28 protein-coding genes are annotated in these 25,197 nt (G+C 74.3%); 11 read left to right on the top strand and 17 right to left on the bottom strand.

Annotation, left to right across the window (positions count from 1 at the left end; genetic code table 11):
* Positions 1 to 27: 27 nt before the first annotated feature.
* The 5 genes from Q5530_RS08945 to Q5530_RS08925 all read right to left on the bottom strand — a co-directional run bounded on the left by Q5530_RS08945 (position 28) and on the right by Q5530_RS08925 (position 4,751).
* The gene (locus Q5530_RS08945; protein WP_415361762.1) at positions 28 to 903 is read right to left on the bottom strand and encodes a DUF4349 domain-containing protein; all 876 of its coding nucleotides are present in this window, start codon (positions 901 to 903) and stop codon (positions 28 to 30) included.
* Between the two features lie 66 nt (positions 904 to 969).
* Complete coding sequence (locus Q5530_RS08940; protein WP_415362079.1) at positions 970 to 1,452, bottom strand: YbjN domain-containing protein; 483 nt, start codon at positions 1,450 to 1,452, stop codon at positions 970 to 972.
* A 32-nt stretch (positions 1,453 to 1,484) separates the two neighbouring features.
* On the bottom strand, positions 1,485 to 2,732 hold the full coding sequence (gene mshA / locus Q5530_RS08935) for a D-inositol-3-phosphate glycosyltransferase (RefSeq protein ID WP_415361761.1): 1,248 nt from the start codon (positions 2,730 to 2,732) through the stop codon (positions 1,485 to 1,487).
* Positions 2,729 to 3,523 carry an alpha/beta fold hydrolase gene (locus tag Q5530_RS08930; RefSeq protein ID WP_415361760.1) on the bottom strand — a complete coding sequence of 265 codons (795 nt, stop codon included), beginning with the start codon at positions 3,521 to 3,523 and terminating at the stop codon, positions 2,729 to 2,731. The genes mshA and Q5530_RS08930 overlap by 4 nt, the downstream gene beginning before the upstream one ends.
* 82 nt (positions 3,524 to 3,605) lie before the next feature.
* Positions 3,606 to 4,751 carry a L,D-transpeptidase gene (locus Q5530_RS08925; RefSeq protein ID WP_415361759.1) on the bottom strand — a complete coding sequence of 382 codons (1,146 nt, stop codon included), beginning with the start codon at positions 4,749 to 4,751 and terminating at the stop codon, positions 3,606 to 3,608.
* A 124-nt stretch (positions 4,752 to 4,875) separates the two neighbouring features.
* Here Q5530_RS08925 and Q5530_RS08920 point away from each other — a divergent pair, with 124 nt between their 5' ends.
* Positions 4,876 to 5,607, top strand: a complete 732-nt coding sequence (locus Q5530_RS08920; protein ID WP_380634527.1) for an SDR family NAD(P)-dependent oxidoreductase — start codon at positions 4,876 to 4,878, stop codon at positions 5,605 to 5,607.
* On the opposite strand, the gene Q5530_RS08915 is transcribed toward Q5530_RS08920, so the two are convergent.
* Positions 5,561 to 6,556 carry a hypothetical protein gene (locus Q5530_RS08915; protein WP_415361758.1) on the bottom strand — a complete coding sequence of 332 codons (996 nt, stop codon included), beginning with the start codon at positions 6,554 to 6,556 and terminating at the stop codon, positions 5,561 to 5,563. The two genes, Q5530_RS08920 and Q5530_RS08915, sit on opposite strands and share 47 nt — an antisense overlap.
* A 131-nt stretch (positions 6,557 to 6,687) precedes the next feature.
* Positions 6,688 to 7,797 (bottom strand): UDP-N-acetylmuramate dehydrogenase, encoded by a 1,110-nt coding sequence (locus tag Q5530_RS08910; RefSeq protein ID WP_415361757.1) that lies wholly within the window; start codon positions 7,795 to 7,797, stop codon positions 6,688 to 6,690.
* Between Q5530_RS08910 and Q5530_RS08905 the strand changes: the two genes are divergently transcribed.
* The 5 genes from Q5530_RS08905 (at position 7,796) to Q5530_RS08885 (ending at position 12,008) form a co-directional block, all read left to right on the top strand.
* A complete protein-coding gene (locus Q5530_RS08905) occupies positions 7,796 to 8,290 on the top strand; it encodes a DUF2505 domain-containing protein (RefSeq protein ID WP_380634531.1) in 495 nt (164 codons plus the stop codon). The two genes, Q5530_RS08910 and Q5530_RS08905, sit on opposite strands and share 2 nt — an antisense overlap.
* Positions 8,291 to 8,292: 2 nt before the next feature.
* Positions 8,293 to 9,096 (top strand): class I SAM-dependent methyltransferase, encoded by an 804-nt coding sequence (locus tag Q5530_RS08900; RefSeq protein WP_415361756.1) that lies wholly within the window; start codon positions 8,293 to 8,295, stop codon positions 9,094 to 9,096.
* A 10-nt stretch (positions 9,097 to 9,106) separates the two neighbouring features.
* On the top strand, positions 9,107 to 9,844 hold the full coding sequence (locus tag Q5530_RS08895; RefSeq protein WP_415361755.1) for a maleylpyruvate isomerase family mycothiol-dependent enzyme: 738 nt from the start codon (positions 9,107 to 9,109) through the stop codon (positions 9,842 to 9,844).
* Between the two features lie 11 nt (positions 9,845 to 9,855).
* Entirely contained in the window at positions 9,856 to 10,734 is an 879-nt protein-coding gene (purU, locus tag Q5530_RS08890) for a formyltetrahydrofolate deformylase (protein ID WP_415361754.1), read from the top strand.
* Between the two features lie 206 nt (positions 10,735 to 10,940).
* The gene (locus tag Q5530_RS08885) at positions 10,941 to 12,008 is read left to right on the top strand and encodes an LOG family protein (RefSeq protein ID WP_415361753.1); all 1,068 of its coding nucleotides are present in this window, start codon (positions 10,941 to 10,943) and stop codon (positions 12,006 to 12,008) included.
* Here the strand turns inward: Q5530_RS08885 and Q5530_RS08880 are convergent.
* Complete coding sequence (locus tag Q5530_RS08880; protein ID WP_415361752.1) at positions 11,986 to 13,350, bottom strand: amidase; 1,365 nt, start codon at positions 13,348 to 13,350, stop codon at positions 11,986 to 11,988. The genes Q5530_RS08885 and Q5530_RS08880 overlap by 23 nt on opposite strands.
* A gap of 46 nt (positions 13,351 to 13,396) precedes the next feature.
* On the opposite strand from Q5530_RS08880, the gene Q5530_RS08875 reads away from it, so the two are divergent.
* Complete coding sequence (locus tag Q5530_RS08875) at positions 13,397 to 13,924, top strand: TetR/AcrR family transcriptional regulator (protein ID WP_415361751.1); 528 nt, start codon at positions 13,397 to 13,399, stop codon at positions 13,922 to 13,924.
* On the opposite strand, the gene Q5530_RS08870 is transcribed toward Q5530_RS08875, so the two are convergent.
* On the bottom strand, positions 13,886 to 14,434 hold the full coding sequence (locus Q5530_RS08870) for a YbaK/EbsC family protein (protein ID WP_415361749.1): 549 nt from the start codon (positions 14,432 to 14,434) through the stop codon (positions 13,886 to 13,888). The genes Q5530_RS08875 and Q5530_RS08870 overlap by 39 nt on opposite strands.
* 71 nt (positions 14,435 to 14,505) lie before the next feature.
* On the opposite strand from Q5530_RS08870, the gene Q5530_RS08865 reads away from it, so the two are divergent.
* Entirely contained in the window at positions 14,506 to 15,264 is a 759-nt protein-coding gene (locus Q5530_RS08865; RefSeq protein ID WP_415361748.1) for a MerR family transcriptional regulator, read from the top strand.
* Positions 15,265 to 15,334: 70 nt separating this feature from the next.
* Here Q5530_RS08865 and Q5530_RS08860 read toward each other — a convergent pair whose 3' ends face one another.
* The 5 genes from Q5530_RS08860 to Q5530_RS08840 all read right to left on the bottom strand — a co-directional run bounded on the left by Q5530_RS08860 (position 15,335) and on the right by Q5530_RS08840 (position 18,039).
* A complete protein-coding gene (locus Q5530_RS08860; RefSeq protein ID WP_415361747.1) occupies positions 15,335 to 15,889 on the bottom strand; it encodes a type 1 glutamine amidotransferase domain-containing protein in 555 nt (184 codons plus the stop codon).
* 9 nt (positions 15,890 to 15,898) lie between these two features.
* Positions 15,899 to 16,561 carry an alpha/beta fold hydrolase gene (locus Q5530_RS08855; RefSeq protein WP_415361746.1) on the bottom strand — a complete coding sequence of 221 codons (663 nt, stop codon included), beginning with the start codon at positions 16,559 to 16,561 and terminating at the stop codon, positions 15,899 to 15,901.
* Positions 16,555 to 16,845 (bottom strand): DUF2516 family protein, encoded by a 291-nt coding sequence (locus Q5530_RS08850; protein ID WP_380634660.1) that lies wholly within the window; start codon positions 16,843 to 16,845, stop codon positions 16,555 to 16,557. The genes Q5530_RS08855 and Q5530_RS08850 overlap by 7 nt, the downstream gene beginning before the upstream one ends.
* A 119-nt stretch (positions 16,846 to 16,964) precedes the next feature.
* Positions 16,965 to 17,624 carry a hypothetical protein gene (locus Q5530_RS08845; RefSeq protein ID WP_415361745.1) on the bottom strand — a complete coding sequence of 220 codons (660 nt, stop codon included), beginning with the start codon at positions 17,622 to 17,624 and terminating at the stop codon, positions 16,965 to 16,967.
* 7 nt (positions 17,625 to 17,631) lie between these two features.
* Entirely contained in the window at positions 17,632 to 18,039 is a 408-nt protein-coding gene (locus tag Q5530_RS08840) for a helix-turn-helix domain-containing protein (RefSeq protein WP_415361744.1), read from the bottom strand.
* 110 nt (positions 18,040 to 18,149) lie between these two features.
* On the opposite strand from Q5530_RS08840, the gene Q5530_RS08835 reads away from it, so the two are divergent.
* Entirely contained in the window at positions 18,150 to 19,271 is a 1,122-nt protein-coding gene (locus Q5530_RS08835; protein ID WP_415361743.1) for a methyltransferase domain-containing protein, read from the top strand.
* Positions 19,272 to 19,278: 7 nt separating this feature from the next.
* Here the strand turns inward: Q5530_RS08835 and Q5530_RS08830 are convergent, their stop codons facing one another.
* On the bottom strand, positions 19,279 to 19,938 hold the full coding sequence (locus tag Q5530_RS08830) for a zf-TFIIB domain-containing protein (RefSeq protein WP_415361742.1): 660 nt from the start codon (positions 19,936 to 19,938) through the stop codon (positions 19,279 to 19,281).
* Positions 19,939 to 20,022: 84 nt separating this feature from the next.
* Here Q5530_RS08830 and Q5530_RS08825 point away from each other — a divergent pair, with 84 nt between their 5' ends.
* Positions 20,023 to 21,945, top strand: a complete 1,923-nt coding sequence (locus tag Q5530_RS08825; protein WP_415361741.1) for an NACHT domain-containing protein — start codon at positions 20,023 to 20,025, stop codon at positions 21,943 to 21,945.
* On the opposite strand, the gene Q5530_RS08820 is transcribed toward Q5530_RS08825, so the two are convergent.
* Positions 21,934 to 23,106, bottom strand: coding sequence for a pyridoxal phosphate-dependent aminotransferase (locus Q5530_RS08820; RefSeq protein WP_415361740.1), 1,173 nt, complete (start codon positions 23,104 to 23,106; stop codon positions 21,934 to 21,936). The two genes, Q5530_RS08825 and Q5530_RS08820, sit on opposite strands and share 12 nt — an antisense overlap.
* A gap of 80 nt (positions 23,107 to 23,186) precedes the next feature.
* Here Q5530_RS08820 and Q5530_RS08815 point away from each other — a divergent pair, with 80 nt between their 5' ends.
* The gene (locus Q5530_RS08815; RefSeq protein WP_380634662.1) at positions 23,187 to 24,392 is read left to right on the top strand and encodes a DUF445 domain-containing protein; all 1,206 of its coding nucleotides are present in this window, start codon (positions 23,187 to 23,189) and stop codon (positions 24,390 to 24,392) included.
* Positions 24,393 to 24,530: 138 nt separating this feature from the next.
* Here the strand turns inward: Q5530_RS08815 and Q5530_RS08810 are convergent, their stop codons facing one another.
* A complete protein-coding gene (locus Q5530_RS08810) occupies positions 24,531 to 25,067 on the bottom strand; it encodes a CGNR zinc finger domain-containing protein (protein ID WP_380634553.1) in 537 nt (178 codons plus the stop codon).
* Between the last annotated feature and the right edge of the window lie 130 nt (positions 25,068 to 25,197).

Raw genomic sequence — 25,197 nt, 5'->3', positions numbered from 1 at the left:
CCCTCCGTGCAACTCTGGGTAGCGCCCCTACTTCGGCAGGCTGACCCCCGTCAGTGCGGTCTTGCGCCGGCGCCACCACAGGTACGCCGCGGCCCCGGGCAGCCCGAGCACCAGGGCGAACGGCAGCACCGCGCCCACCACGACCAGCAGCAGCCCGACGCCGTCCACCAGGGCCCGCCAGCCGCCGGTGAAAGCGCCCAGGAAGTCCTGGTCGTCCGGTTCCGGGGGCGCCGGCTCGCCCGGCCGCTCGCCGACGGTCACCGTCAGCGTCGCCATCGCGACCTGCCCCTTGAGCACGTCGTGCCGGCGCTGGAGCGACTCCAGCTCGGCCAGCCGCCCGGTCAGCTCCTCCTCGATGTCGGTGATCTCCGAGGTGGAGGAGGCGCGCTCCAGCAGCGCGCGCACGCGGTCCACGCTCGCCCGCTGGTTGGCCAGGCGCGCCTCGACGTCCACGACCTGCTCGGTCACGTCCTCGGTGCGCACCTCGCGCCGGACGACCTCCGCGCCGTCCAGCTCACCGACCGACCTCAGCACGCCGTCCAGCTGCTCACCCGGCACGCGCAGGGTGACCGAGGCCCGGGTGGGCGTCGCGTTCTCCTGCGACGAGTAGCCGCCCCGCAGCGCGACCAGGTCCTTGAGCCTGGTCACCGTGCCGCCGACGTCGGCGGCCACCAGCTCCACCGTCGCGCTGCGCACCAGCTGCCTGGCCGTCTGCTCGGCGGCGGGCCGGTCCTCCTTCGCCGCACCGCCCGGCACGCCACCGGGCTCACCGTTCTCGGCGACGCCACCCGGCACCTGCGCCGGCGCGGCGACGTCGGCCGCGCCGGACGACGTCCCGCCCGCGCCGCACCCGGTCAACACGATCAACGCGGTGGCCAGCGCCACCCCGACCCGTGCACCCATCCGCTGCCCCTCCCCTTCGTCGGGGAAGGGACGGGAGCGGGGGTGGGGTCAGTTGCGCCGGCGCCATCACGATTCGGACACCAGGTGCCGGAACGCCTGGAGGTTCGCCAGCGACTCGCCGCGCGAGACGCGCCAGTCCCACTCCCGCTGGATCGCGCCGGCGAACCCGATCTCCAGCAGGGTGTTGAAATCGCCGTCGGCGGCCTCGACCACCTGCCCGAGCACCCGGTCCAGCTCGTCGGGCGTCACCGCGTGCGGGGCGAGCCTGCCCACCAGGTAGATGTCGCCGGCCGGGTCGATCGTGTAGTGCACCCCGTAGAGCTTCGCGTTGCGCCGCAGCAGGAACCGGTAGACCTCCTCGTGCGCCTCGTCCGGCCGGCGGCACACGAACGCCTCCACGACCAGCGCGTGCCGGCCCACCACCAGCCAGCAGTTGGTCTGGAGCTTCTTGGTCCCGGGCAGGGTGACGAAGTACCTGCCCGGCTCCTTGCGCTCGTAGCCCAGCTCGCGGTCGTCCAGGGCGGCGCGGATCACCTCGTCGGTGTTCAAGCGGGGGACCTCCTCGGGGTGGGTCGGGGTGCTCAAGCGAAGACCTCCTCGCGGAATACCTCGCCCGCCTGCGCGTACACGGCCAGCAGCGAATCCGTCGTCCGGTCCCACGAGAACCGGCGGGCGTGGCCGACCGCGTTGGCCGCCAGCTCCTCGCGGCGGAGCAGCGCGACCTCCGCGAGCACCCGGGCCCACGCGCCCGGCTCGTGGCCGTCGACCAGCGCGCCGGACACCCCGTCGCGCACCGCCACCGGCAGCCCGCCGACCGCCGCCGCCACGACGGGCGTGCCGCACGCCTGCGCCTCCAGCGCCACCAGCCCGAACGACTCGTTGTGGCTGGGCACGGCCACCACGTCGGCGGCGCGGTAGACCCGGGCCAGCGCCTCGCCGCCCTGCGGCGGCAGGAACCGCACCACGTCGGAGATCCCCAGCCCGGCCGCGAGCCGCACCAGCTCCTCGGGCGTCTTCAGGCCGGTCCCGGACGGGCCGCCGACCACCAGCACCACCAGCCGCGAGCGCAGGCCGGGGTCCCGGACGAGCATCTCCGCCGCGGCCCGCAGCAGCACGTCCGGGGCCTTGAGCGGCTGGATGCGCCCCACGAACGCCAGCACCACCGCGTCGGCCGGCAGGCCCAGCGCGGCCCGCGCGAGCCGCGGGTCACCCGGCGTGAACCGCTCCAGGTCCACGCCCGGCGGGACCACCAGCACCTTCGCCGGGTCGGCGGCGTAGAGGTCGACCAGCTCGCCGGCCTCGACGTCGGTGTTCGCCACCAGCCGGTCCGCCTCGGCGACCACCTGCTCCTCGCCGATGACCCGCATCCGGGGCTCGGGGGTGTCGGCGGCGGCCAGCGCCAGGTTCTTCACCTTGGCCAGCGTGTGCGCGGTGTGCACGAGGGGCACCGCCCAGCGCTCCCGGGCCAGCCAGCCGACCTGCCCGGACAGCCAGTAGTGCGAGTGCACGACGTCGTAGTAGCCGGGCTCGTGCCGCGCCTCGGCGCGCAGGACACCGGCCGTGAACGCGCACAGCTGGGCGGGCAGCTCCTCCTTGCCCAGGCCCTCGAACGGGCCGGCCACGACGTGCCGCACCTTCACGCCGGGCGCCAGCTCCGCGACCGGCGGCAGCTCGGAGGAGGTGGCGCGGGTGAAGATCTCCACCTCGATGCCGCGCCGCGCCATCGAGGTGGCCGTCTGCACGATGTAGACGTTCATGCCGCCCGCGTCGCCCGTGCCGGGCTGCTCCAGCGGGGAGGTGTGCACCGAGAGCACCGCGACGCGCCTCACCGGCAGACCTCCGCGACGAAGCCCAGCAGGTCGTCGGCGAACCGCTCCGGCCGTTCCAGGAACGGCACGTGCCCGGTCCGCTCGTAGCGGCGCAGCTCGGCCCCCGGGACGGTCCCCGCCGCGTGCTCGCCGGCGGACGGGTCCACCACCCCGTCGGCGGTCCCGTGCACCACCAGGGTCGGCTTGTCGACGCCCTCGAGCACGGTGGAGCTGTCCACGTCCCGCCGGAACAGGTCGCGGCGCACCCCCGGTGGCACGCGCAGCGCCGTGCCCAGCAGCCGCTGCACCAGCCCGCCCGGCAGGTCGGCCTGGCCCCGGAAGAACCCGGCGAGGGCGGGCACCGCGACCGCCGGGTCCTCGGACAGCGCGGCGGGCAGCGCGCGGCGCATGACCGGGCCCGTGGCGCCGCCGGGCCGGTCGCGCCCGATCTCGGTGATGGCGCCGACCAGCACCAGGCCGTCGACCCGCGCCGTGCCGTGCTCGCGCAGGTAGTCGGTGATCACCAGGCCGCCGTAGGACCAGCCGACCAGGGTCGCCGGCCGGCCCACGTGGTCCAGGACCGCCCGCAGGTCGGCGGCCCAGGCGGCCGAGTCCCGGTAGCCGGCGCCGGTGACCTCGGAGTCGCCGTGGCCGCGCAGGTCCGGTGCGACGACGCGCACACCGGGATAATCCGGCCACACCTCCCCGGACTGGGCCCAGCCGTGCACCAGCACTACCGGCGGAGCGTCCACCGGGCCCGCCTCGCGGAGGGAGAGCCGCACGCCCTCCGCGGTGAGGAGAGAAGTCTGCACGACCTACGACAACACCGGGATCATCCCGTGGCTTCCCGAAGCGGCCGCTTTCGCGGGCGCCGGACGGCGTGTGTGGCGCGGGTTACAGCGCGGACATCTCCTGCCACTGCGCCCAGGGCACCTGCCAGTCGTACCAGTCGTACTGGGCGGGCAGCGTGGTGATCGAGTTGGTCACCTCGACCGGGTCACCCACCAGCGCGCTGTCGTAGTACGCCTTGGCGTCGGCCTCCAGCAGGTTGGCGCAGCCGTGCGAGGTGTTGTTCTTGCCGATGTTGGCCGCGTTGTCGTTGTTCTCGTGGATGAACTCGCCGTGGTTGGAGAAGCGGACGGCCCACTTCTTCAGCACGTTGGTGTAGCCGTACCGGGGGTTGTCGAAGCTGAACTCCGAGAACTTCTCCATCACGACGAACGTGCCGTTCGGGGTGGTCAGCTCGGGGTCGGCGTCCCGCCCGAAGGACGCCGGGTAGCTCGCCACCGTCTGGCCGTCGCGCTGCACCACCAGCTGGTGGGACGGGTTGTCGATCTTCACGACCTGGTTGCGGCCGATGGTGAAGTCGCTGGTCACGTCCGCGCGGCCGACCGCGCCGCCCCCGTAGGGCACCCCGTACAGCTTGGCCTCGACGTGCACCCGCGTGTTGGCCGGCCAGTACTTCTCCGGGCGGTAGTGCACCTCGCGGGCGCTGAGCCAGGCCCAGCTGCCCCGCACGTCCGCCGAGCTGGTGACGGTCAGGGCCTTCTCCACGGTGGCCCGGTCGGTCACGTCGGCCTCGAACTTCACCATGATCGGGATCGCGACGCCCACGGTCTGGTCGTCGCCGGGGAACAGGGTGGCGCGCACCTGGGCGGCCGGGTCGAGGGTGGTGAAGGAGCCGGTGAGGTCGACGGGCTTGCCGTCGGTGCCGGTGGCGCGGCCCGCGTAGGTGTACTTCTTGCCGAAGCCCAGGGGTTCCGTGCTCGACCACGACCTCTTGTCCTCGGCGAGCGCGCCCGCGACCGTCGCGCCCTCGGGGTTGGTCAGCGCGACCTGGTCGATCGTGCCCTCGGCCACGGTGACCCGCACCGGCGTGCCGACCGGGGCCCCGGTGGCGCCGTCGGCGGGTTCGGTGGTGAACTTCGCCACGGGCGGGGCGTCCCCGCCGAGCGGCTTGGGCGTGCCCTGTTCCACGGACGCGCCGCAGCCGGTCAGCAGCGCGAGCGCGGCCAGCAGGGCGACAAATCTCCTGTGCACAACGACCTCCTGGTCGGAAGACGTCCGACGCGCCTCCAGGTGCGGGTGACGTGCCTCACACGGGCAGGTGTTCCACGGGTGGGACGTACCCGGTGGACGCGTGGGCCGCACCTAGGATCGGCGCGTGAACCGTCCTACCGCAGTCGTGACCGGAGCCAGCGCGGGCATCGGTGAGGCCACCGCCCGGCGGCTCGCCGCCGAGGGCTTCCACGTGGTGCTGGGCGCCCGGCGGCTCGACCTGCTCCAGGGTATCGCGGACGAGATCGGCGGCACGGCCGTCGAGCTGGACGTGACGTCCGCCTCCTCCGTGGCGGACTTCCTGGCGGCGGTCCCGGCGGCGCGGGTCCTGGTGAACAACGCCGGCGGCGCCAGGGGCCTGACCACCGTGGCCGAGGCGGACGAGGACCACTGGCGGTGGATGTGGGAGACCAACGTCCTCGGCACGCTGCGCGTCACCAAGGGCCTGCTGCCGAGGCTGATCGCCTCCGGTGACGGGCACGTGGTCACCGTCACCTCCATCGCCGCGGTCGAGGCGTACGACAACGGCTCCGGCTACACCTCCGCCAAGCACGCCCAGTCGGCGCTGCACCGCACCCTCCGGGGCGAGCTGCTGGGGCAGCCGGTCCGGGTGACCGAGGTCCTGCCCGGCATGGTGGAGACCGACTTCTCCGTCAACCGCTTCGACGGCGACGCCGAGCGCGCCTCGGCCGTCTACCGGGGCCTCACCCCGCTGACCGCGGACGACGTGGCGGACGTCATCGCGTTCGCGGTCACCCGGCCGTCGCACGTGAACCTGGACCAGATCGTGCTCAAGCCCCGCGCGCAGGCGTCGGCGACCCGCGCGCACCGCTCGTGAGCAGGTCCACGTCGAGCTGGTCGAGCACCGGCTCGACGGGGTTGGCGAAGCCGCGGCGGCCGCTGCCGCCCAGGTAGAGCCCGACCACCCGGTTGGCGTCGTCCAGCAGGACGGCGCCCGAGTCCCCGTGGTCGCCGAACCGGGGCGACTCGACGCGGATCTGGTCGTGCAGCGTGCGCACGCCCAGGCCCGCGCCGAAGTCGAGCGTGATCGCGGCGTCCGTGGAGGCCACCACGCCCTCGGTGACGGCGGTGGTGCGCCCGCGCTTGCGCACCCGCTGGCCGACCCGCGCCGCGGCGAACCCGCGCACCGGGCCGAGCTCCGCCACCTCGGCCCGGTGGCGCGGGGTGGTGAGCAGGATCGCGGCGGCGTCCACCCGGGACGACAGCGCGGCCCGCGCCAGCGCGCCGACCCGGTCGTGCAGGGGGTGGCCGCCGTCCACCCGGGACGGGTGCACCATCGGGTCCCCGACCGCCCACGCGTCGTCCACGCACGCCACGTGGAACGCGGTCAGGCCCATCACCAGGAACCGGTGGCGGGGGGTGACCAGCGCGCCGAGCGTGCCGGCCACCACGTAGTCGTCCGGTTCGGGCACGTCCGGCGGCACGAACCGGATCGCCCGGCTGGGCCCGATCCCGATGCCGCCGATGAGCAGCTCGTGCCGCTCCGCGCCGCCGACGCCCTCCGGCGAGGCGATGGTGTGGTGCGGCGAGAAGGAGTCCTCCACCACGTCGGTGGGCACGCCCAGCACGTCCGGCGGGATGGTGAACTGCGCGGCGGGACCCTTGCGGCGCACGAACACCAGGATCGCCGGCCGCCCGGTCCGGCGCCCGCGCGTGGTCTTCTCGCCGAGGTCCACGCCCACCACACCGGGCCGGCTCAGGAAATCGTCCTCGACCAGCCTCTTGATCGGCCTGACGGCCGCGCGCTCGTCGTCTTGGTGAGCCATGACGACCTCCCACGGGTGCCCCTGACTCCATGAAACGCGCGGAGTGAGGCTTCGTCACACGCAGTCACCCGTTCGGCCGGTCGGCTCCCCGGTGGTGGTCCCCCGGTAGCCCGGCGCAGGTCAGCGCGAGGTCACCCGAGGTCGCAGCCCACCAGCACCGGCTCGGGCCGCAGCTCCACCCCGAACGCCGCCCGCACCCCGTCGCGCACCTCGCGCGCCAGGTCGAGCAGGTCCTCCGTGGACGCGCCGCCGCGGTTGGTCAGCGCCAGGGTGTGCTTGCCCGACAGGGCCACCCGGCCACCGGCCCCGCGGTACCCGCGGGTGAACCCGGCCCGCTCGATCAGCCACGCCGCCGACAGCTTCGCCCGCGACCCGCCGGCCGGGTAGGTGGGCACCTCGACGTGCCGCCCCAGCCGCTCGGCGATGCGGATCAGCGCGCCGGCCAGGGTGGACTCGTCGAGCAGCGGGTTGGTGAAGAACGAGCCCGCACTCCACGTGTCGTGGTCGGCCGGGTCGAGCACCATGCCCTTGCCGCGCCGCAGGTCCAGCACGGCCTTGCGGGCCGCGTCGGCGGGCACCCGCTCGCCCTGCGCCACGCCGAGCACGCGCGCCAGCTCCGCGTACCGGATCGGCGCGGACTGGCCGCCCGCGGTCAGCGCGAACCGCGCCCGCAGCACCACCGCGTGGTCGGTGCCCTTCAGCACGCTGGTCCGGTAGGCCAGGCCCAGCCCCTCGGCGGGCACCTGGTGCACCCGGCCGGTGCGCCGGTCCAGCAGGTCGACCGAGGTCAGCACCTGCGAGACCTCCACGCCGTACGCGCCGACGTTCTGCACCGGGGTCGCGCCGACCAGGCCGGGGATGCCGGACAGGCACTCCAGCCCGCCCAGTCCCTGCGCCACGGCCTCCGCCACCACCGAGTCCCAGTCCTCGCCCGCCTCGACGGTGAGCTGCACCAGGCCGTCGCCGAGCGGGTCGAGCCGGCGGCCCACCGTGCCGACCTGCACCGCGGTGCCGTCGAACCCGGCGTCCGCGACGACCAGGTTGGACCCGCCGCCGACCAGCAGCACCGGCTCGCCGGAGGCGTCCAGGTCGCGGACGGTCTCGACGAGCTCGGCGGCCGTGGTGGCGCGCGTGAACCGCGCGGCGGGGCCACCGAGCCGCAACGTGGTGCACTCGGCGAGCCACGTCCGGGCACTGGACGGCGGGGTGGTCACGGGCGTCAACGGTAGCCTCCGCGACATGGCACGCCGCATCGAGCACCGAACCGCGTCCCCCTGGCCCGCGCGGGACGTGTACGCCGCGCTGGTCGACGAGGGTCACCTGCGGGACCGCCTGGCCGTCCTGGGCGGCAAGGGCGCCGAGCTGGTGGCGTTCACCACGACCGGTCAGACCACGACCTACCAGCTCAGGCAGGGCGTGGACGCGGCGGACCTGCCCCCGGTCGCGCGCGGCGCGCTCGGCGGCGACCTGGTGATCACGCGCACCGAGACGTGGACCGAGGCGGGCCCGGCCGGGACGATCGAGGGCCTGCTGGGCGGCGTGCCCGGCCGCATCGAGGGCGCCATCACCCTGGCCGACACCGCGGGCGGCAGCGAGCTGCACCTCGTGGGCCAGGTCGAGGTCGGCATCCCGCTGCTGGGCGGCAAGGTGGAGAAGATGGTCGTCGAGCAGGTCGCCAGGCTGCTGGACAAGGAGACCGGGTTCACGTCCGACTGGTTGGCGCGCCGCTCCTGACGATGGCCCGCACCCCACGCCTCGCCGCGGGCCGGGCCCGCGCGCTCGGCCTGCCCACCAGGGGCACGACCAACCCGAACCGGCTGCGCCGGGTCGACCGGTGGCTGGCGCACGCCCACCGCGACCTGCTGGCCGCCGGCGACCCGCTGGTGGTCGACCTCGGCTACGGGTCGTCCCCGGTCACCACGGTCGAGCTGGCGACCCGCCTGCGGGCGCTCAACCCGGACGTGCGCGTGCTCGGCCTGGAGCTGGACGCCGACCGCGTGGCCGCGGGCAGGGAGGCGGCCGACCCGCCCCGGCTGGACTTCCGGCGCGGCGGGTTCGAGCTGGCGGGCGCCCGGCCGGTGCTGCTGCGCGCGTTCAACGTCCTGCGGCAGTACACCGAGGACCAGGCCGCCGAGGCGTGGGGCACCATGCTGTCCCGCCTGGCCCCCGGCGGCGTGCTGGTGGAGGGCACGTGCGACGAGGTCGGCCGCCGGTGCTGCTGGGTGTCGCTGACCGCCGACGGGCCGCGCACGCTCACGCTCTCCTGCCTGCCCGCCGACCTGGAGACCCCCGGCGAGCTGGCCGAACGCCTGCCCAAGGCGCTGATCCACCACAACGTGCCCGGCGAGCGGGTGCACGCGCTGCTGGCCGAGCTGGACGCGTGCTGGGCGACCGCCGCGCCCTACGCCCCGTACGGGCCGCGGGCCCGGTGGGTGGAGTCGGTGCGGCTGCTGGCCGCGCGGGGGTGGCCGGTGCTGGACGACCGCAGGCGGTGGCGGCTGGGCGAGATGACGGTGCCCTGGGACGTGGTGAGTCCCTAGGGTGTGACGGGTGGAACACGCGGACTTCGTCACCCAGCTGAAGACCCAGATCGCCGCCCTGCGCGCCGCCGCGGTGGCCGCCGGTCCCGACGCGCCCGTGCCGACCTGTCCCGGGTGGACGGTCAGGGACCTGGTGGACCACGTGGCGCTGGTGCACTCGTGGGTGCTCAAGGCCCTCGTCGCCCCGCCCGACGGCCCCGCCCCGGACGCCGAGGCGCGCCCGGAGGGGTGGGACGAGCTGCTGGCGTGGTGGGACACCCGGGCGGACGAGCTGGTGGGCGCGCTGGCCGGCACCACGTCCGACACCCCCGCGTGGACGATGTCGCCGGACCACCGCACCCACGGGTTCTGGGCCCGCAGGCAGGCGCACGAGATCGCGATCCACCGGCTCGACGCCGAGCACGCGCGGCTGGGCACCGAGGTGCCGTCGCTGCTGTTCGACGCGGTGTTCGCGGCCGACGGGGTCGACGAGTACCTGACCTGGGTCCTCCCCCGCCAGGCCGGCCGGCGGCCGATCGAGCGCGAGGGCAGGCTGGTGCTGCACGCCGCCGACGCCGGCCGCGCCTGGGAGGTCCGGCTCGCGCCGGGACGGGTGCCCGAGGTCGGTCCGATCCAGGACGCGGCGACCGAACCGGACGCCACCCTGGCGGGCACCGCGGACGCGCTGTACCGGGCGGTGTGGGGCAGGCCGAGCGGCGCCGTCGCCTCCGGGGACAGGTCGTTGCCCGCCTCGCTGCCGCGACCGTAGATACTTCCGTCGTGCCACTGCCCGAGCGACGTTACGTGATCACCTTCGGCTGCCCCGACCGGACCGGCATCGTGGCCGGGATCTCCTCGTTCCTGGCCGAGCACGGGGGCTGGATCGTGGAGGCGGCCTACCACACCGACCAGGACACGAACTGGTTCTTCACCCGGCAGGAGGTGCGCGCGGACTCGCTGCGGTTCGACGTGGCGGAGCTGCGGGCTCGGTTCACCGGGGTGGCGCGCGAGCTGGGCGCGCACCCCGGGTCGTGGCGGGTCACCGACACCGCCGAGCGGCGGCGGGTGGTGATCCTGGTGTCCAGAGAGGGCCACTGCCTGTACGACCTGCTGGGCCGGGTGGCCTCGCGGGAGCTGGACGTGGACGTGGCGGCGGTGATCGGCAACCACGCCGACCTGGCGGGCATCACCCGGGCGCACGGCATCCCGTTCCACCACGTGCCGTTCCCGGTGAACGACCCGGAGGGCAAGCAGGCGGCGTTCGCCCAGCTGCGGCAGCTGGTGGACGCGCACGACCCGCACGCGGTGGTGCTGGCGCGGTTCATGCAGGTCCTGCCCGTCGAGCTGTGCGCGGCCTGGTCCGGGCGGGCGCTGAACATCCACCACAGCTTCCTGCCGTCCTTCATCGGCGCCCGCCCCTACCACCAGGCGCACAACCGGGGCGTCAAGCTGGTCGGCGCGACCTGCCACTACGTCACCGCTGAGCTGGACGAGGGCCCGATCGTCGAGCAGGACGTGATCCGCGTGGACCACACCGACTCGATCCCGGACATGGTCCGCAAGGGCCGCGACATCGAGAAGGTCGTCCTGGCCCGCGGCCTCCGCTGGCACCTGGAGGACCGGGTCCTCCTCCACGGCAACCGCACAGTGATCTTCTAACCCGCGAGTCGTACGCCCAGACCCCGCGAGTCGTACGCCCAGACCCCGCGAGTCGTACGCCCAGACCCCCCGAGTTACACGTCCAGACCCCCGAACTACACGTTCAGCCCGCGAGTCGAACACTCAGGACCACCGTGTCGAACGCTCAGGACGGGTGAGTTCCACGTTCGCGTCCCCGGCGCGAGCCCGGGACGTAGGCTGCGCCGGTGCGCACGGAGTTCACCACCCTCGACGAGGTCCGCGCGGCCGACGACCTCGGCAACGCCGTCGTCGTCGGGCTGGACCTGAGCGCCGAGGAACTGCGCGTGCCGGTGGACGGCGCGCTGTTCCTCGGCTGCACCCTCTCCCCCGTCGCCCAGCGCCGGGCGGCGGCGGCCGGCGCGCTCGTGTTCCCCGCCATCCCGGACCTGCCCTACGACGTCTACCGGTCGCGCCTCTACACGCCCGCCGAGCTGTTCGCCGGGTTCGACCCGGCCGACCCGGGGTCCTACGCCGACACGCCCGACGCCGTCATCTACCGGCACGCCCGCGCCCAGGGCCAGAACCCCGACCCGTTGCACGCCCTCGCCGAGCGCCTGCACGACCACGCCATCACCGACGCCCTGGGCGACGCCCTGACCGGCGCGCCGGTCGCGGTCATGGGCGGGCACGCGCTGGGCCGCGACACCCCCGGCTACCGGCGCGCGGTCCGGCTGGGCGCGGCCCTCGGCGAAGCCGGGTTCACCGTGCTCACCGGCGGCGGGCCGGGCGTGATGGAGGCCGTGCCGCTGGGCGTGCGCGTCGGCGAGGACGAGTCCGTGCTCAGGGACCTGGCCAGGGCGCCGAGGTTCGGCGACGACGCCGCGTCCATCGGCCGCTGGCTCGCCGCCTGCCCCACCGACCTGCCGACCTCGGAGCGGCCGCGCACCATCGGCATCCCGACCTGGTTCTACGGCCACGAGCCGCCGAACCCGGCCTGCGAGCTGCACGCCAAGTACTTCGCCAACTCGGTCCGCGAGGACGGCCTGCTCACCATCGCCACCGGCGGCATCATCTACACGCCGGGCAGCGCGGGCACCGTGCAGGAGGTCTTCCAGGACTACTGCCAGAACCACTACGGCTCGGTCGGCCCGGCCGCGCCCATGGTGTTCCTGGGCCGGGACTTCTGGGTCGACGAGGTGCCCGCCGCGCCGCTGGTCCAACGGCTGGCCCGGGGCCGCGAGGCCGAGCGCTGGATCCTGGTCACCGACGACGTGGCCGAGGCCGTGGAGTTCATGCGGGCGTACGCGGGGTGAGCACCCGCTCGACCACCTCCGCCGCGTCCAGGCACGTGTCCTCGCGGTAGGCGCGGCCGATCAGTTGCACGCCGACCGGCACGCCGCCCGCCAGCCCGGTCGGCACGGCCACCGCGGGCAGCCCCGCGAAGCTGGTGGCGGTGCACAGCCGCATGGCCCGGCTGACCAGGTCGTGCCCCTCGGGGGTGAGCTCGACCCCCGGCGCGGGCGCCGGCTCGGTGAACACCGGCGCGAGCACCAGCGGGTACCGCGCCAGGAACTCCGCCCACGCCCGCCGCACGCCCAGGTGCACGCCGGTCAGCCGCAGGTACTCGGGCAGGTCCACGGGCGCGGCCTTGGCCATGGACAGCTCCAGGTACCGGTGGCCCTCCGCGCCGAGGAGGGTCCGCACCACGGGCCAGCTCGGCGCGAACTCGGTCATCAGCAGGTGCCCGTAGGCGTGCAGGGCGTCGTCGAGCCGCGGCACGTCGGCGTCGACCACCTCGTACCCGGCGTCGGCCAGCGCGCCGGCCGCGTCCTCGACGGCCCGCCGCACGTCCGGGTGCACGCCCAGCCCGCCGGGGTCGGCCACCACCGCGACCCGCCGCGGCACGTGCTCGCCGGTCGGCGGCACCGGCACGGCGCGCGGGTCGCGCGGGTCGGCGCCCGCGAGCGCGTGGAACGCCAGGCGCAGGTCACCGGCGGTGCGGGCGAGCGGACCGTCCACCACGAACAGCTGCGCGCCCAGCGGCGGGTCGTCGGGCCCGAGCCGGTGGTCGGCGGGGAACCTCCCGCTGGTCGGCTTGAGCCCGGCCACGCCGCAGAACGTCGCGGGGATGCGCACCGAGCCGCCCGAGTCGTTGCCCAGGCCCAGCGCGGCCATGCCGGTGGCCACCGCGACCCCGTCACCGCCGCTGGTGCCGCCGGGCGTGACGGCCGGGTCCCACGGGTTGACCGTGTCGCCGAACAGCTCGCTGCGGGTGTGCACGCCGGCGAGGGCGAGCGTGGGCATGTTGGTGTGCCCGACGGGAATCGCGCCGACGGCCCGCAGCCGCGCGACGGGCGGCGCGTCGGCGGGCGCGGTGAAGTCCCGGAACCGCACCGCGCCGTGCGTGGTCGGCACGCCGCCCAGGGCGATGTTCTCCTTGACCGTGAACGGCACGCCCGCGAGCGGGCCCTTCACCGGGTTCCGGTCCACCTCGGCGGCGTCGGCCAGCGCGCGGTCGGCGGTGAGCCGGGTGATGGCGTTGACCACCGGGTTGACCTCGGCGATCCGGTCGAGGTGGGCGCGCACCAGCTCCACCGCGGTGACCCGGCCCTCCCGCACCGCGCCGGCCTGCGCCGCCGCTGTTCGCTCCCACATCCCGCACCCCCGTTTTCGATACGCTTGTATCGGATACTATCCGCGGGTGCCCAGGCAGGTCGACCGCGATTCCCGGCGCGGCAGGATCACCGACGCGGTGTTCCTGCTGGCCGACGAACGCGGCCTGGAGGGCGTGACGCTGCGCGACGTCGCCACCCGCGCGGACGTGTCGCTGGGCGCGGTGCAGCGGTGCTTCGGCACCAAGGACGAGATGCTGGCGTTCGCGCTCGACGAGGTCGGTCGTCGCGTGCTGGCCCGCGCGGGCGGCACGGCCGACGGGGCGGCGCGCGCCGTGGCCCTGCCCGGTCGCGCCGAGGCGAGGGTGTGGCTGGCGTTCGTCGCGCGGGCCGCGGTGAGCCCGGACCTCGCGCCCAGGCTGCGCGCGAGCTACGCCGACCTGGAGGGGATGTTCGAGCGCCTGCTCGGGGACCGCGTGCGGGCACGCGCGGTGGTCGCGCTGGCCGACGGCCTCACCGCGCACGTGCTCATCGGGCACCTCACGCCGGAGCAGGCGCACGAGGTGCTCGACCGCTGCCTAGCGGGCCAGACCCTCGACCACCTCGGCGCCGGGTAGCTTCGCCAGCACCTCGCCGGGCACCAGCAGCTTGCTGCCCCGCACCCCGCTGCCGATGACCAGCTCCGGCGCGGCCACCACCTCGGGCGACAGCAGCACCGGCCAGTCCGCGGGCAGCCCGACGGGCGTGATGCCGCCGTACTCCATGCCGGACAGCGACACCGCCTCGTCCATCGGCGCGAACGACGCCTTGCGCGCGTCCAGCCGCCGCCGCACCACCCCGTTCACGTCCGCCCGCGTGGTCGCCAGCACCACGCACGCCGCGTACCGGACGGTGTCGCCGCGCTTGCCCGCGACGACCACGCAGTTCGCCGACGCCGCCAGGGGCGAGCCGTAGTGCGCGCAGAACTCGGCGGTGTCGGCCAGCCCCGGGTCGATCTCGGCGACGGCGAGCCGCGAGCCGTCGGGGAGCGACCGCAGGGCCGCGGCCACCGGTTCGGCGACCAGGTCCAGCCGGTCGAGCACGGGTACGGGCGTCAGGCTGCCTGCGATGGTCCACACACCCCACATCCTGCCAAACGCCGCTTGACCTTGACGCTGCGTCAACATCTACCGTCGACGGTGCAGGAGGGAGGACGGTCATGGCCTGGTCGATCGCGCAGGTGGCGCGGATGTCGAGGGTGACCTCGCGGACGTTGCGGCACTACGACGCGATCGGCCTGCTGGAGCCGGCGAGGATCGGCGGCAACGGCTACCGGTACTACGAGCGCGAACAGCTGCTCAGGCTCCAGCAGATCCTGCTGCTGCGCGACCTGGGCCTCGGTCTCGACACCGTGGCCGAGGTCCTGGACGGGCGGCACACCGCGGTCGACGTGCTGCGCAACCACGCGCGGTGGCTGTCGACCGAGCAGGAGCGGCTGGCGAGGCTGGCCGAGACCGTCGCCAGGACGATCGAGGAACTGGAAGGGGGTTACCGCATGAGGATGGAAGAGCTGTTCGAGGGCTTCGACGCCGACCGCCAGGCCCGCTACGAGGCGGAACTGGTGGAGCGCTACGGCGAGGGCGCCCAGGAGCACATCGACGAGGGCAAGCGCCGGCTGCGGACCTGGACGAAGGCCGACGCCGACGCGTTCATGGCGGAGTGGGGGGCGGTCCGGGAGGCGTTCGCCGCCCTGTTCGACGCCGGGGTCGCGCCCGACGCGCCCGAGGTGCTGGAGGTGACCGACCGGCACCACACGTGGCTGTGCCGGAGCTGGACGCCGAACCGCGAGTCCTACACCGGGCTCGGCCGGCTCTACGTCGACTCGCCCGAGTTCAAGGCGCAGTTCGACGAGCACGCCGAGGGCTTCGCCGAGTACGTCCGCGACGCCATCGCGGCCTACGCGCAGGCCAGGCTGTAAGCACCCCCCAGGAGGGTGATCACGGGGGGTGACCACGGGGAGCTGCAGATCCCCGTGGTCGGGCCCGGGTTCAGAGGCCGCGCAGCCCGAACGCCTTCAGGGCCTCCCGGTTGAACGCGGGCAGGTCGTCGGGGTTGCGGCTGGTGACCAGCGTCCACCCGTTCGCGGTGCAGACCCGCACCTCCTCGTCCGCCCAGTCGCCGCCCGCGTTGCGGATGTCGGTGGCCAGGCTCGGGAACGAGGTCAGCGCCTTGCCGCGCACCACGCCCGCCTCCACCAGCAGCCACGGTCCGTGGCAGATCGAGGCGACCGGCTTGCCCGCGGCCACGTGCTGCTCGACGAACCGCACCGCGTCGCGGTCCATGCGCAGGAAGTCCGCGTTCGCGACCCCGCCGGGGATCACGATGCCGTCGTAGTCGTTGGGGTCGGCGTGCGCGTAGGGCACGTCCACGTCGAACTCGTCGGCGGGCGTCAGGTGGTGGAACCCGCGCACCGTCCCCAGCTTCGGCGCGAGCAGCCTGGGCACCGCGCCCGCCTTCTCCACGTGCTGCCAGGGATCGGTCAGCTCGACCTGCTCGATGCCCTCCGTGTCGACCAGGAACGCGATCTTCTTCTGTTCGGCCATGCGCTTCGGCTACCCGTGCAGGAAGTCGACCAACCACCCGCGCACGTCATCCCGGTGGGTCAACCACGAGGGCACCAGCTCCAGCCGGCCGTTCGGGAACGCGGCGGCGACCTGCTTGGCCACGTCCTCCGGGTGCAGCGGGTCCCGCGTCGCGCCGACCACCAGCACCGGGGCCGTGACCAGCGCCAACGCCGCCCGGTCGGGCACCGCGACCTGGCCGCGCAGGGCGTCGGGAGCGTCGCCCAGCCGGGCGAACGCGGCCCGCCGCTCGGCCTGGTAGCCGGGCGGCCCGCCCACGGCGGTGATCGCCTCCTCGCGGGTCGGCGCCGGCCGCGGCTCGTCCAGCACGGCGGGCAGCAGCAGGACCACGCGCTCGAACGCGTCGGGCTCGCGGGCCAGCAGCGCCAGCAGGGCGCCGGCCGTCAGGGACACCCCGACGGCGCGGGTCGCACCGGTGTCGCGGGCAAGTTCCCGCAGGTCGGCGGCTATTCGCGGGTAGGTCCAGTAGCCCTCGGGCGCGTCCGGGGCGTCCCCGTGCGAGGGCAGCGTGACGACGACCTTCGTGCCCGGCAGCCCGGACGTGGGCAGGCGCGCCTCACCGGGCGTCGCGCCGAGGCCGTGACCGACGAGGGTCACGGGTTCGCCGGAGCCGAAGCTCCGGTGGGTCACCACCGGGGGCCGCGCTGCACCTCGATCAGCCGCGGGCGCACGTCCACGACGTAGACGGTCACCGCGACGAGCCCGGCGAGCCAGAACATGGCGCCCGCCGAGAACGGGCTGAACAGCAGCAGCGCGAACGCGCCACCGCCGGTGATGCCCAGCCACGCGGGCTTGGTCATGCGATCCGCGGCCTGGTAGGCGTCGGCCCGCTGCGAGAGTGCGTGCGCGAACGCGAACACACCCATGCCCAGCGCGGCGTAGTAAGCCACGAACATGACCCAGTGGTCCAGGTACAAGGGGCTGAGTTGCGGGATCGGGAAAAACACAGCACCAGACTACGTGCGTCGCGCGCTCCCGGTACAGCCGAAACGGGGCGTCCCGGCGGAACGCCCCGTCACGGCGGGTTCACCCCTCGCTACCCGCGGTCCTGCTCGGTGCTGGTGGCCGGCTTGCGGGCCGCGGTGCTGCCGCGGGTCGTGCCGGTCTTGCGGGTGGCGGTGCGGTCCGTCGCTTTGCGGGCGGTGGCGCGCACCTCGTGGGCGACCTCGCCGCCCACCTCCACGACCGCCTCGGCCAGCTTCTCGGTGGCCTCCTCGACGTCGCCGGCGGCCTTCTCGCCGACCTCGCGGCTGCGGCGGGTCACCTTGCCGAGCACGTCGTCGGCCAGGTCGCGGGCGTCCGCGGCGGCGGTGCCGGTGCGTTTCTGCGCGGTGTCCACGGCCTCCTCCACCTGGTGGAGGGCCTTCTGGAGCTGCGGCTGGGTCTTCAGCTTCTCCAGCGCCTCCTCGCCGTGGACGGCGAGGAACTGGTACAGGTTCAGCGCCGACTGCGTGTAGGCGTCCACGACCTTGCGCAGCTCGGCCGGGTCGAACCTGTCCTTCAGACCGGTGAAGTCGGTCGACTCGGCGGTCTGCTTGGCCGCCTCGGCGCGCTCGCGGGCCTTGTTCAGCGCCTCGACGACGGCCTTGGCGGCCAGGTCGCCGGCGCCCAGGGCGGCGAGCAGCGGGGTTCGGGCCGCGGCGACGGCCTGCTCGCCCGCCTTGCGCAGCTCCTCGGTGGTGGGCAGGTTCGGCATGGCGATCTCACTCCTCGGGCTCGGTCGGGACGGCGGGCGCGGGCCGGTGGTCGGCCGCCGCGTTCTCCCGCCGGAAGGACTCGTAGACGTCGAGCAGCACCTGCTTCTGCCGCTCGGTCAGGTCGGGGGCCGTGACGATGGCGTCCGCCAGCGCACCGCCCTCGCGCTGCTCCAGGATCCCGGCCTCGACGTACAGCGCCTCGGCCGAGATCCGCAGACCCTTCGCGATCTGCTGGAGGATCTCCGCGCTCGGCTTGCGCAGGCCCCGCTCGATCTGGCTCAGGTACGGGTTGGACACCCCGGCGAGCTTGGCCAGCTGCCGCAACGAGATCTTCGCGGTACTGCGCTGCTGGCGGATGTACTCGCCGATGTCGCGGCCGAGGTCGGCCACCGCCTTGTCGATGGGCTTGTCCACTGCGCGGCACCTCCTCGATCCGGCTTCGACGCTACGCGCGGGTGCTAGCTGTTGCAAGCAGACTGCTAGCAATCCGGACGTGGGCTCGCCCACAGGGCTACGGTGGGGGTGTGGACCTTGCGGCGGAGCTGCGCGACCGGATGGTCGACTCCCTCACGGCCTCCGGCGTGCTGCGCGACCCGCGCTGGGAGGCGGCGTTTCGCGAGGTCCCGAGGCACGTGTTCCTGCCGGGCTTCTTCGTGCAGCGGCCGGACGGCGCCTGGTCGGCGGTGACCGCCGACCACCCGGACCACCTGGCGCTGGTCTACCGCAACCAGGTGTGCGTGACCCAGTTGAACGGCGACGACCGGGCCTGGGAGCAAGCACTCGCCGGCCGTCCCGCGGTCGGCGTCCCCACCAGCTCGTCGAGCATGCCGGCCATCATGGCGATCATGCTCCAGGCGCTGGACGTGGCCGGGGGCTCGCGGGTGCTGGAGATCGGGACCGGCACCGGCTACAACGCCGCCCTGCTCTCCCACGTGGCGGGGGCGGGCAACATCACCTCGATCGACGTGGACCCGGGCGTGCTGGCGCGGGCCTCGGCCCACCTGTCCGCCACCGGCCACCACCCCGAGTGCGTCCTGGGCGACGGCGAGCTGGGCCACCCGCCCGGGGCGCCCTACGACCGGGTCCTGGGCACCTGCGCGGTGTCCCGCATCCCCCCGGCGTGGCTCGCCCAGACCGCGCCCGGCGGTCTGGTCGTGACCACGTTCAACCGGGCGATCGGCGCGGGCCTGGTCCGCCTGACCGTGCGCGACGGCGTGGCCACCGGGCCGGTGCTGGTCGAGGACGGGCGCTTCATGCCGCTGCGCGCGCACCACGCCGCGTGGGCCAACGAAGCGCTGGGCAACGCCCTGGACGCGGAGCCGACCAGTGCGCGCGGCACCCTCCTGGGCGCGGAGGTGGTGCTCGACCCGGCGCACGGGTTCGAGTTCTTCGCGGGGCTGGCGCTGCCCGGCGTGGTCGTGGCCGGCGACCCGCCGCGCCTGGCCCACCGGGACGGCTCCTGGGTCCGGCACCTGGGCTCCTCGATCGCCCAGGGTGGTCCGCGCCGCCTCTGGGACGACGTCGAGGCCGCCTACGCGCGGTGGCGCGAGCTGGGCAGACCCCGCCGCCGGCACTTCACCTTCACCGCCACGCCCGCGGACCAGTACTTCTCCCTGCCCCGCACCCCCCACACCTGGCGCCTCTGACCCCGCTTCAGTCGAACAGCTCCTCCAGGAAGCTGCGCCGGCGGCGCCGGCCGTGGTACGGGTCGTGGTAGCCGGGGTGGACGGGCGGTGGCGTTCCCGGTGGTGGCTGGTAGGCGGGCACCGGGCCGGACGGCGTGCCGGGAGGGGGCTGGTAGGCGGGCGGCGGCTGGTACGCGGGCGGCGGACCGGCGGGCTGGTGCACGACGGGCTGGTGCGGAGGGGGCTGGTGCGGAGGGGGCTGGTGCGCGGCGGGTGGGTCGACGGGCGGCGGGTCGGCCGGTGCCCGGGTGTCGTCGGGCTGCCGGTCGGTGGACGGCTGGTCGGTGGACGGCCGTTCGTCGGCGGCCTCGTCCGCCGCGGCCGGCACGACCCGCGTCCCCTGCTCCCCGTCCTGCCCGGGGTCGGGCCCCGCGACCGGCTCCGGAGCACGCTCCACGACGGGAACCGGCACCCCCACCGGCCCCGGGACCGGCACCCCCACCGGCAACGCCGGCACCGGCCCGCCCACCGGCAGGTACGGCGGCGCGTAGTGGGCCCGCTCGGCGGCGATGATCTGTTCGAGCTCACCGCCGTCGAGGAAGACGCCGTGGCAGTTCTCGCACTGCTCGACGTGCACGGAGCCGCGGGTGATGGTCCGCATGAGGTCCTGGCATTTCGGACAGATCACATGTTCGAGGGTACGCACGACACAAAGGTGACCGCTCCAGCACCTTGAGTCACCCCCGGGCCGTCGGTGAGCCATGATTCCTTGGTGTCCAGATTCCACCAGCGGGCCGTCCTGACCGGGTGCGTGCTGGCCGCCGTCCTCGCGGTGGCCGGCCTGTTCGTCACCGACTACGGCATCGACCCCGACGTGTGGCTGATCGGCCTGGTCCTCGGCTTCCTGGCGCTGCTCGCCGCGCTCGACCCGTGGCTCCAGCGCAGGCGCGCCGCCGGTCTCGCCACCGATGACAACCTCGCCGCCGCCGCGAACGCCCTCACCCAGGCCCTCCACACCCAGTGGAACGAGGAGTGCCGCGCCCGCGGCCTGACCGACCACCTGCTCGACCTGCACTGGAGCGCACTGGAGGGTGAACCCGGGCACAGCGACGGCGTCCTGGGCGCGTACCGGCGCAGCGGCGGGCGCATGGTGTTCCTGGGCGAGGCGGGCGCGGGCAAGAGCACCACGGCGATGCTGCTCACCACCGGCCTGCTCGACCGGCGCCCCGACGAGGCGGTGCCGTTCCTGCTCCCCCTGTCCACCTGGGACCCGGGCGCGGAGGACGTGCGCACCTGGATGACCCGCCGCCTCTACGAGGACCACCCGGCGCTGCGCAACACCGAGCTGTACGGCAGCTACGCGGCGGAGCTCCTGGTGGAGCAGCGGCGCGTGTTCCCGGTGCTCGACGGCCTCGACCAGATCCCCGCCGAGCGCCGGGCCGACGCGCTGGACCGCATCAACCGGGCGTTCCCGAGGACCCAGCCGCTGGTGCTCACCTGCCGCACCGACGAGTTCGCCGGGGCGCGGGTGCCCGGCGCGCACGTGGTCGAGCTCCAGCCGCTGGACCACGAGGAGATCGCGGGCTACCTGCGGGCGACCTCGGACCCCGTGACGGCGGCCCGCTGGGAGCCGATCTTCCTGCACCTGCGCGACGAGCCGGACGATCGCCTGGCGGAGGCGCTGTCCACGCCGCTCTCGGTGTGGCTGGCCAGTGTCGTCTACGCCTACGGCGAGCCGAGCGAGCTGCTCGACCGCGGCCGGTTCCCCGACCGCCGCGCGATCGAGGACCACCTGGTGGACGCGCTGGTCACGGGCTCGTTCGGCGACCGCGGGATAGCCCACCAGGCCCGGTTGAGCCAGGTGTGGCCGAGGGACCGGGCGCGGCGCTGGCTGGCGTTCCTGGCCGGTCAGATGTGCGACCGGGGCGTGCGCGAGCTGGCCTGGTGGGACCTGCGGCACTCGGTCCGGGGCACGTGGCTGGCGCTGCTGGGCGCGCTGGTGCTGGGCCTGATCGGCGGGTTCGGCGTGGCCTGGCTGATGGCCTACGCGAGCACGCCGGAGTTCGCGCCGCTGACCGGGCTGGTCGCCGGGCTGGCCGTGGCGGCGGCCGCGCTGCACGCGTCCCGGCAGCGCGCGCCGAAGCAGAAGCTGGGCGTGTGGCGCAGCCTGCTGGTGGTCAGCGGCGTGCTCGGCACGGCGGCCGGCCTGGTGTTCGGCGCCCTGTACGGGCTGTCGGCGGGCCTGGTCGTGGGCCTGGGCATCGCGGTGGCGGTGGCGCTGCGGTTCGCGCTGGGCAGCAGCGCCGAGCTGTCCCACCCGTCGAGTCCGAAGTGGACCATGGCGCGGGACCGCGTGGCGGTGTGGACCGGGTCGCTGGTGCTGGCCGTGGTGTTCGGCGCGGCCGGCGGGCTGGTGTTCGGGCCGCACCAGAGCGGCATGGTGGGCCTCGGCCTGGCGTGCGGGCTGATGCTCGGCTTCACGCTGTCCGTGCTGCACCTGCGCTGGTGGTGGTTCACCGTGGCGCGGGTGTGGCTGGCGCTGCGCGGCAAGCTGCCGTGGGAGCTGACCGCGTTCCTGGAGGACGCCCGCAAGCTCGGCGTGCTGCGCCAGGCGGGCGCCGTCCACCAGTTCCGGCACGCGCTGGTGCAGGACCGGCTGGCGGGCGCCCGCGACCGGGTGAGGTCAGGCGCCTAGCCGGCGCAGCCTGGTGATCGCCTCGTCCAGCACCTCGTCGCGCTTGCAGAACGCGAAGCGCACCAGGTGCCGCCACTCGTCGGGGTGGTCGGTGAACACCTGCACGGGCACGCCCGCGACGCCGATCCGCTCCGGCAGCTCGCGGCACAGCTGCTCGCCGTCGGTGAAGCCGAGCGGGCGGACGTCCGCGGTGATGAAGTAGGTGCCCTCGCTGGGCCGCACCGCGAACCCCGCGTCGGTGAGGCCGGCGGCCAGCCGCGACCGCTTGTCCTGCAACGACGCCCGCAGCCGCTCGACCCAGTCCAGCTCGTGGCGCAGCGCGTGCGCCACGGCGGGCTGGAACGGCGCGCCGCCCACGAAGGTCAGGAACTGCTTGGCCGCGCGCACCGCGCCGACCAGCTCGGGCGCGCCGCACGCCCAGCCGATCTTCCAGCCGGTGCAGTTGAACGACTTGCCGGCGCCGGAGACGGTCAGCGTGCGCTCGGCCATGCCGGGCAGCGTGGCCAGCGGCACGTGCTCCCGGCCGTCGAACACCAGGTGCTCGTACACCTCGTCGGTGATGGCCACCACGTCGTGCTCGACGCACAGCCGCGCGACGGCGGCCAGCTCGTCGCGGGTGAAGACCGTGCCGGTGGGGTTGTGCGGCGAGTTGACCAGCACCGCCCTGGTCCGCGGCCCGAACGCCGCCGCCAGCGCGGCCACGTCCAGGCCGAGGCGTCCGGTGCCGGGCTCCTCGACCAGGCCGACGGTGCGCCGGGTCGCCCCGGCCAGCGCCACGGACGCCGCGTACGAGTCGTAGTAGGGCTCGATCAGCACGACCTCGTCACCGGGCTCGACCAGCGCCAGCAGCGCGGCGGCGACGGCCTCGGTGGCGCCGACCGTGACCAGGACCCCGGTGTCGGCGTCGTGGTGGGTGCCGTAGCGCGCCCGGTGCTCGGAGATCGCCTGCCGGAGCTCCGGCGTGCCCGGACCCGGCGGGTACTGGTTGAGGCCGCCGTCGATGGCGTCCTTGGCGACCCGGAGCATCCCGGCCGGTCCGTCGGTGTCGGGGAAGCCCTGACCGAGGTTCACCGCCCCGGTGCGGTTCGCCAACGCGGTCATCTCCGCGAAGATCGTCGAGGTGAACGGCCGCAACCGGGGGACTAGCGCTGGTACCCGCACGACTCCGAATCTTCACGGACAATGGCGGTGTGGAGCAACTGACCGCAGCTGACCAGCTCAAGCGCCGTGGCCTGCGCCGGATGAAGCTCGTGGCGACGGGCTTCTTCCTGGCCGCCACCGCCGTCTTCGTCATCGCGCTGCTGTTCGAGGAGGGCGGTCCGGCCTGGGTGGGGTACGTGCGCGCGGCCGCCGAGGCGGGCATGGTCGGCGCGCTGGCCGACTGGTTCGCGGTGACGGCGCTGTTCCGCCGGCCGCTGGGGCTGCCGATCCCGCACACCGCGATCATCCCGAGCCGCAAGGACACCTTCGGCGACGCGCTGGGGTCGTTCGTCGGGCAGAACTTCCTGTCCGAGGCGGTGGTGCGGGACAAGCTGCGGCGCGTCGGCGTGGGGCGGCGGCTGGGCGAGTGGCTGGTGCGGCCGGAGAACGCCGAGCGGGTGACGTCCGAGCTGGCCAACGTGGTGCGCGGCGCGGTGACCGTGCTGCGGGACGAGGACGTGCAGGCGATCGTCGAGCAGGCGGTGGTGCGGCGGCTGGTGGACCGGCCGTGGGGCCCGCCGCTGGGCAAGCTGCTCGGGCAGGTGCTGTCCGACGGGGCGCACCACAAGCTGGTGGACCTGGTGTGCGACCGGGCCTACGACTGGGTGCGGGACAACTACGACAAGGTCATGGGCGTGGTGTCGGACCGCGCGCCCACGTGGTCGCCGAAGTTCGTGGACTCGCTGCTCGGCGACAAGGTCTACAACGAGCTGCTGAACTTCGCCTGGGCGGTGAAGACCGACGTCAACCACCCGATGCGGCTGGCGGTGGACCAGTTCCTGATCGAGTTCGCCGACGACCTGTGCACCGATCCGACCACCATGCAGCGGGCCGAGCAGGTCAAGCAGCAGGTGGTGGAGCACCCGGACGTGCAGCGGCTGATCGGGTCGGCCTGGGGCACGGCGAAGAAGATGCTGCTGGACGCGGCCGAGGACCCGTCGTCGGAGCTGCGGCGGCGGGTGCGCGAGGGGCTGCTGTCGTTCGGCCGGCGGCTGGTGGAGGACGAGTCGATGCGCGCGAAGGTCGACGGTTGGCTGGAGGGCGCGGCGGCGTACGTGGTGACCCACTACCGTGACGAGATCACGACGCTGATCACCGACACGGTCGAGCGCTGGGACGCCGAGGAGACCTCGCGCAAGATCGAACTCCAGGTCGGGCGGGACCTCCAGTTCATCCGCATCAACGGCACGGTCGTGGGCGCCCTGGCCGGCCTGGTGATCTACACCGTCGGCCAGCTGGTCACCTGACCAGCGCACCACCCCGCGAGTCGTACGCCCAACCCGCGCGAGTCGTACGCCCCGGCCCGGCGTGTCGTACGTCCAGACCCGGCGTGTCGTACGTTCAGACCCCGCGAGTCGTACGTCCAGACCCGTCGAGTTCGCGGTTCAGGTCACGCTCAGGGCGCGGCGCTCGCGCCAGTTGCGCGCCTTCTCCCGGTTCCCGCACGTCTGCATCGAGCACCAGGTGCGCGAGCGGTTGCGCGAGCGGTCGAAGAACGCCCACCGGCAGTCGTCCGCCTGGCAGATCTTGAACCGCTCCCACGAGCCCAGGACCGCCAGCCGCGCCGCCGCGCCGAGCACCGCGCCCAGGGCGTCGGTGCCGGACATGGTCGGCACGCCGCGGCTGAGGTCGACCCGGACCAGGCCCGCGGCGGGGGTGGGATCGGGTCCGTCGTGCCGTTCACCCAGCGAGGCCCGCAGCGAGTCGCGGGCGGCGCGGACCTCCGCCGGGTCACCCGGCCGGCCCAGGCCGCGCTCGGTGACCCACGCGCGCCAGGCGGCGACGCTGTCCAGCACGTCCGTGCCGAGTTCGAGGTCCCGGGTGTTCAGGAAAGCGAGCAGCAGCTCCACATCGTGTTCCGCATCGCCGGCTCGACCCTGCGCGAGAGCCGCGTGGTCCCAGCCGGCCGCCAGACCAGTCACCCCTCCACTGTAGGCGTCGGATGGTCACGATGTGGCTAAGTAACCGTCAAGTGGTTTTCAGCGGTTAGCCCTTCTGCCCTTTCGGGTGACATCTCCCGTTCCGCCGATCGGGTTATGAACACGGTGTATA

The sequence above is a fragment of the Saccharothrix sp. BKS2 genome (genome assembly GCF_047689505.1).
GTDB lineage: Bacteria > Actinomycetota > Actinomycetes > Mycobacteriales > Pseudonocardiaceae > Actinosynnema > Actinosynnema lopnurensis.
Note: the sequence above shows the minus strand (reverse complement) of the source record. Positions and strands in the feature narration are given on the sequence as shown.

Excerpts from the sequence above, each read along its gene's own strand:
- Q5530_RS08945 (WP_415361762.1), bottom strand. The coding sequence starts at position 903 with ATGGGTGCACGGGTCGGGGTGGCGCTGGCCACCGCGTTGATCGTGTTG.
- Q5530_RS08915 (WP_415361758.1), bottom strand. The coding sequence starts at position 6,556 with ATGGCTCACCAAGACGACGAGCGCGCGGCCGTCAGGCCGATCAAGAGG.
- Q5530_RS08905 (WP_380634531.1), top strand. The coding sequence starts at position 7,796 with ATGGCACGCCGCATCGAGCACCGAACCGCGTCCCCCTGGCCCGCGCGG.
- Q5530_RS08910 (WP_415361757.1), bottom strand. The coding sequence starts at position 7,797 with ATGTCGCGGAGGCTACCGTTGACGCCCGTGACCACCCCGCCGTCCAGT.
- Q5530_RS08900 (WP_415361756.1), top strand. The coding sequence starts at position 8,293 with ATGGCCCGCACCCCACGCCTCGCCGCGGGCCGGGCCCGCGCGCTCGGC.
- Q5530_RS08880 (WP_415361752.1), bottom strand. The coding sequence starts at position 13,350 with ATGTGGGAGCGAACAGCGGCGGCGCAGGCCGGCGCGGTGCGGGAGGGC.
- Q5530_RS08870 (WP_415361749.1), bottom strand. The coding sequence starts at position 14,434 with ATGTGGGGTGTGTGGACCATCGCAGGCAGCCTGACGCCCGTACCCGTG.
- Q5530_RS08865 (WP_415361748.1), top strand. The coding sequence starts at position 14,506 with ATGGCCTGGTCGATCGCGCAGGTGGCGCGGATGTCGAGGGTGACCTCG.
- Q5530_RS08860 (WP_415361747.1), bottom strand. The coding sequence starts at position 15,889 with ATGGCCGAACAGAAGAAGATCGCGTTCCTGGTCGACACGGAGGGCATC.
- Q5530_RS08845 (WP_415361745.1), bottom strand. The coding sequence starts at position 17,624 with ATGCCGAACCTGCCCACCACCGAGGAGCTGCGCAAGGCGGGCGAGCAG.
- Q5530_RS08815 (WP_380634662.1), top strand. The coding sequence starts at position 23,187 with ATGAAGCTCGTGGCGACGGGCTTCTTCCTGGCCGCCACCGCCGTCTTC.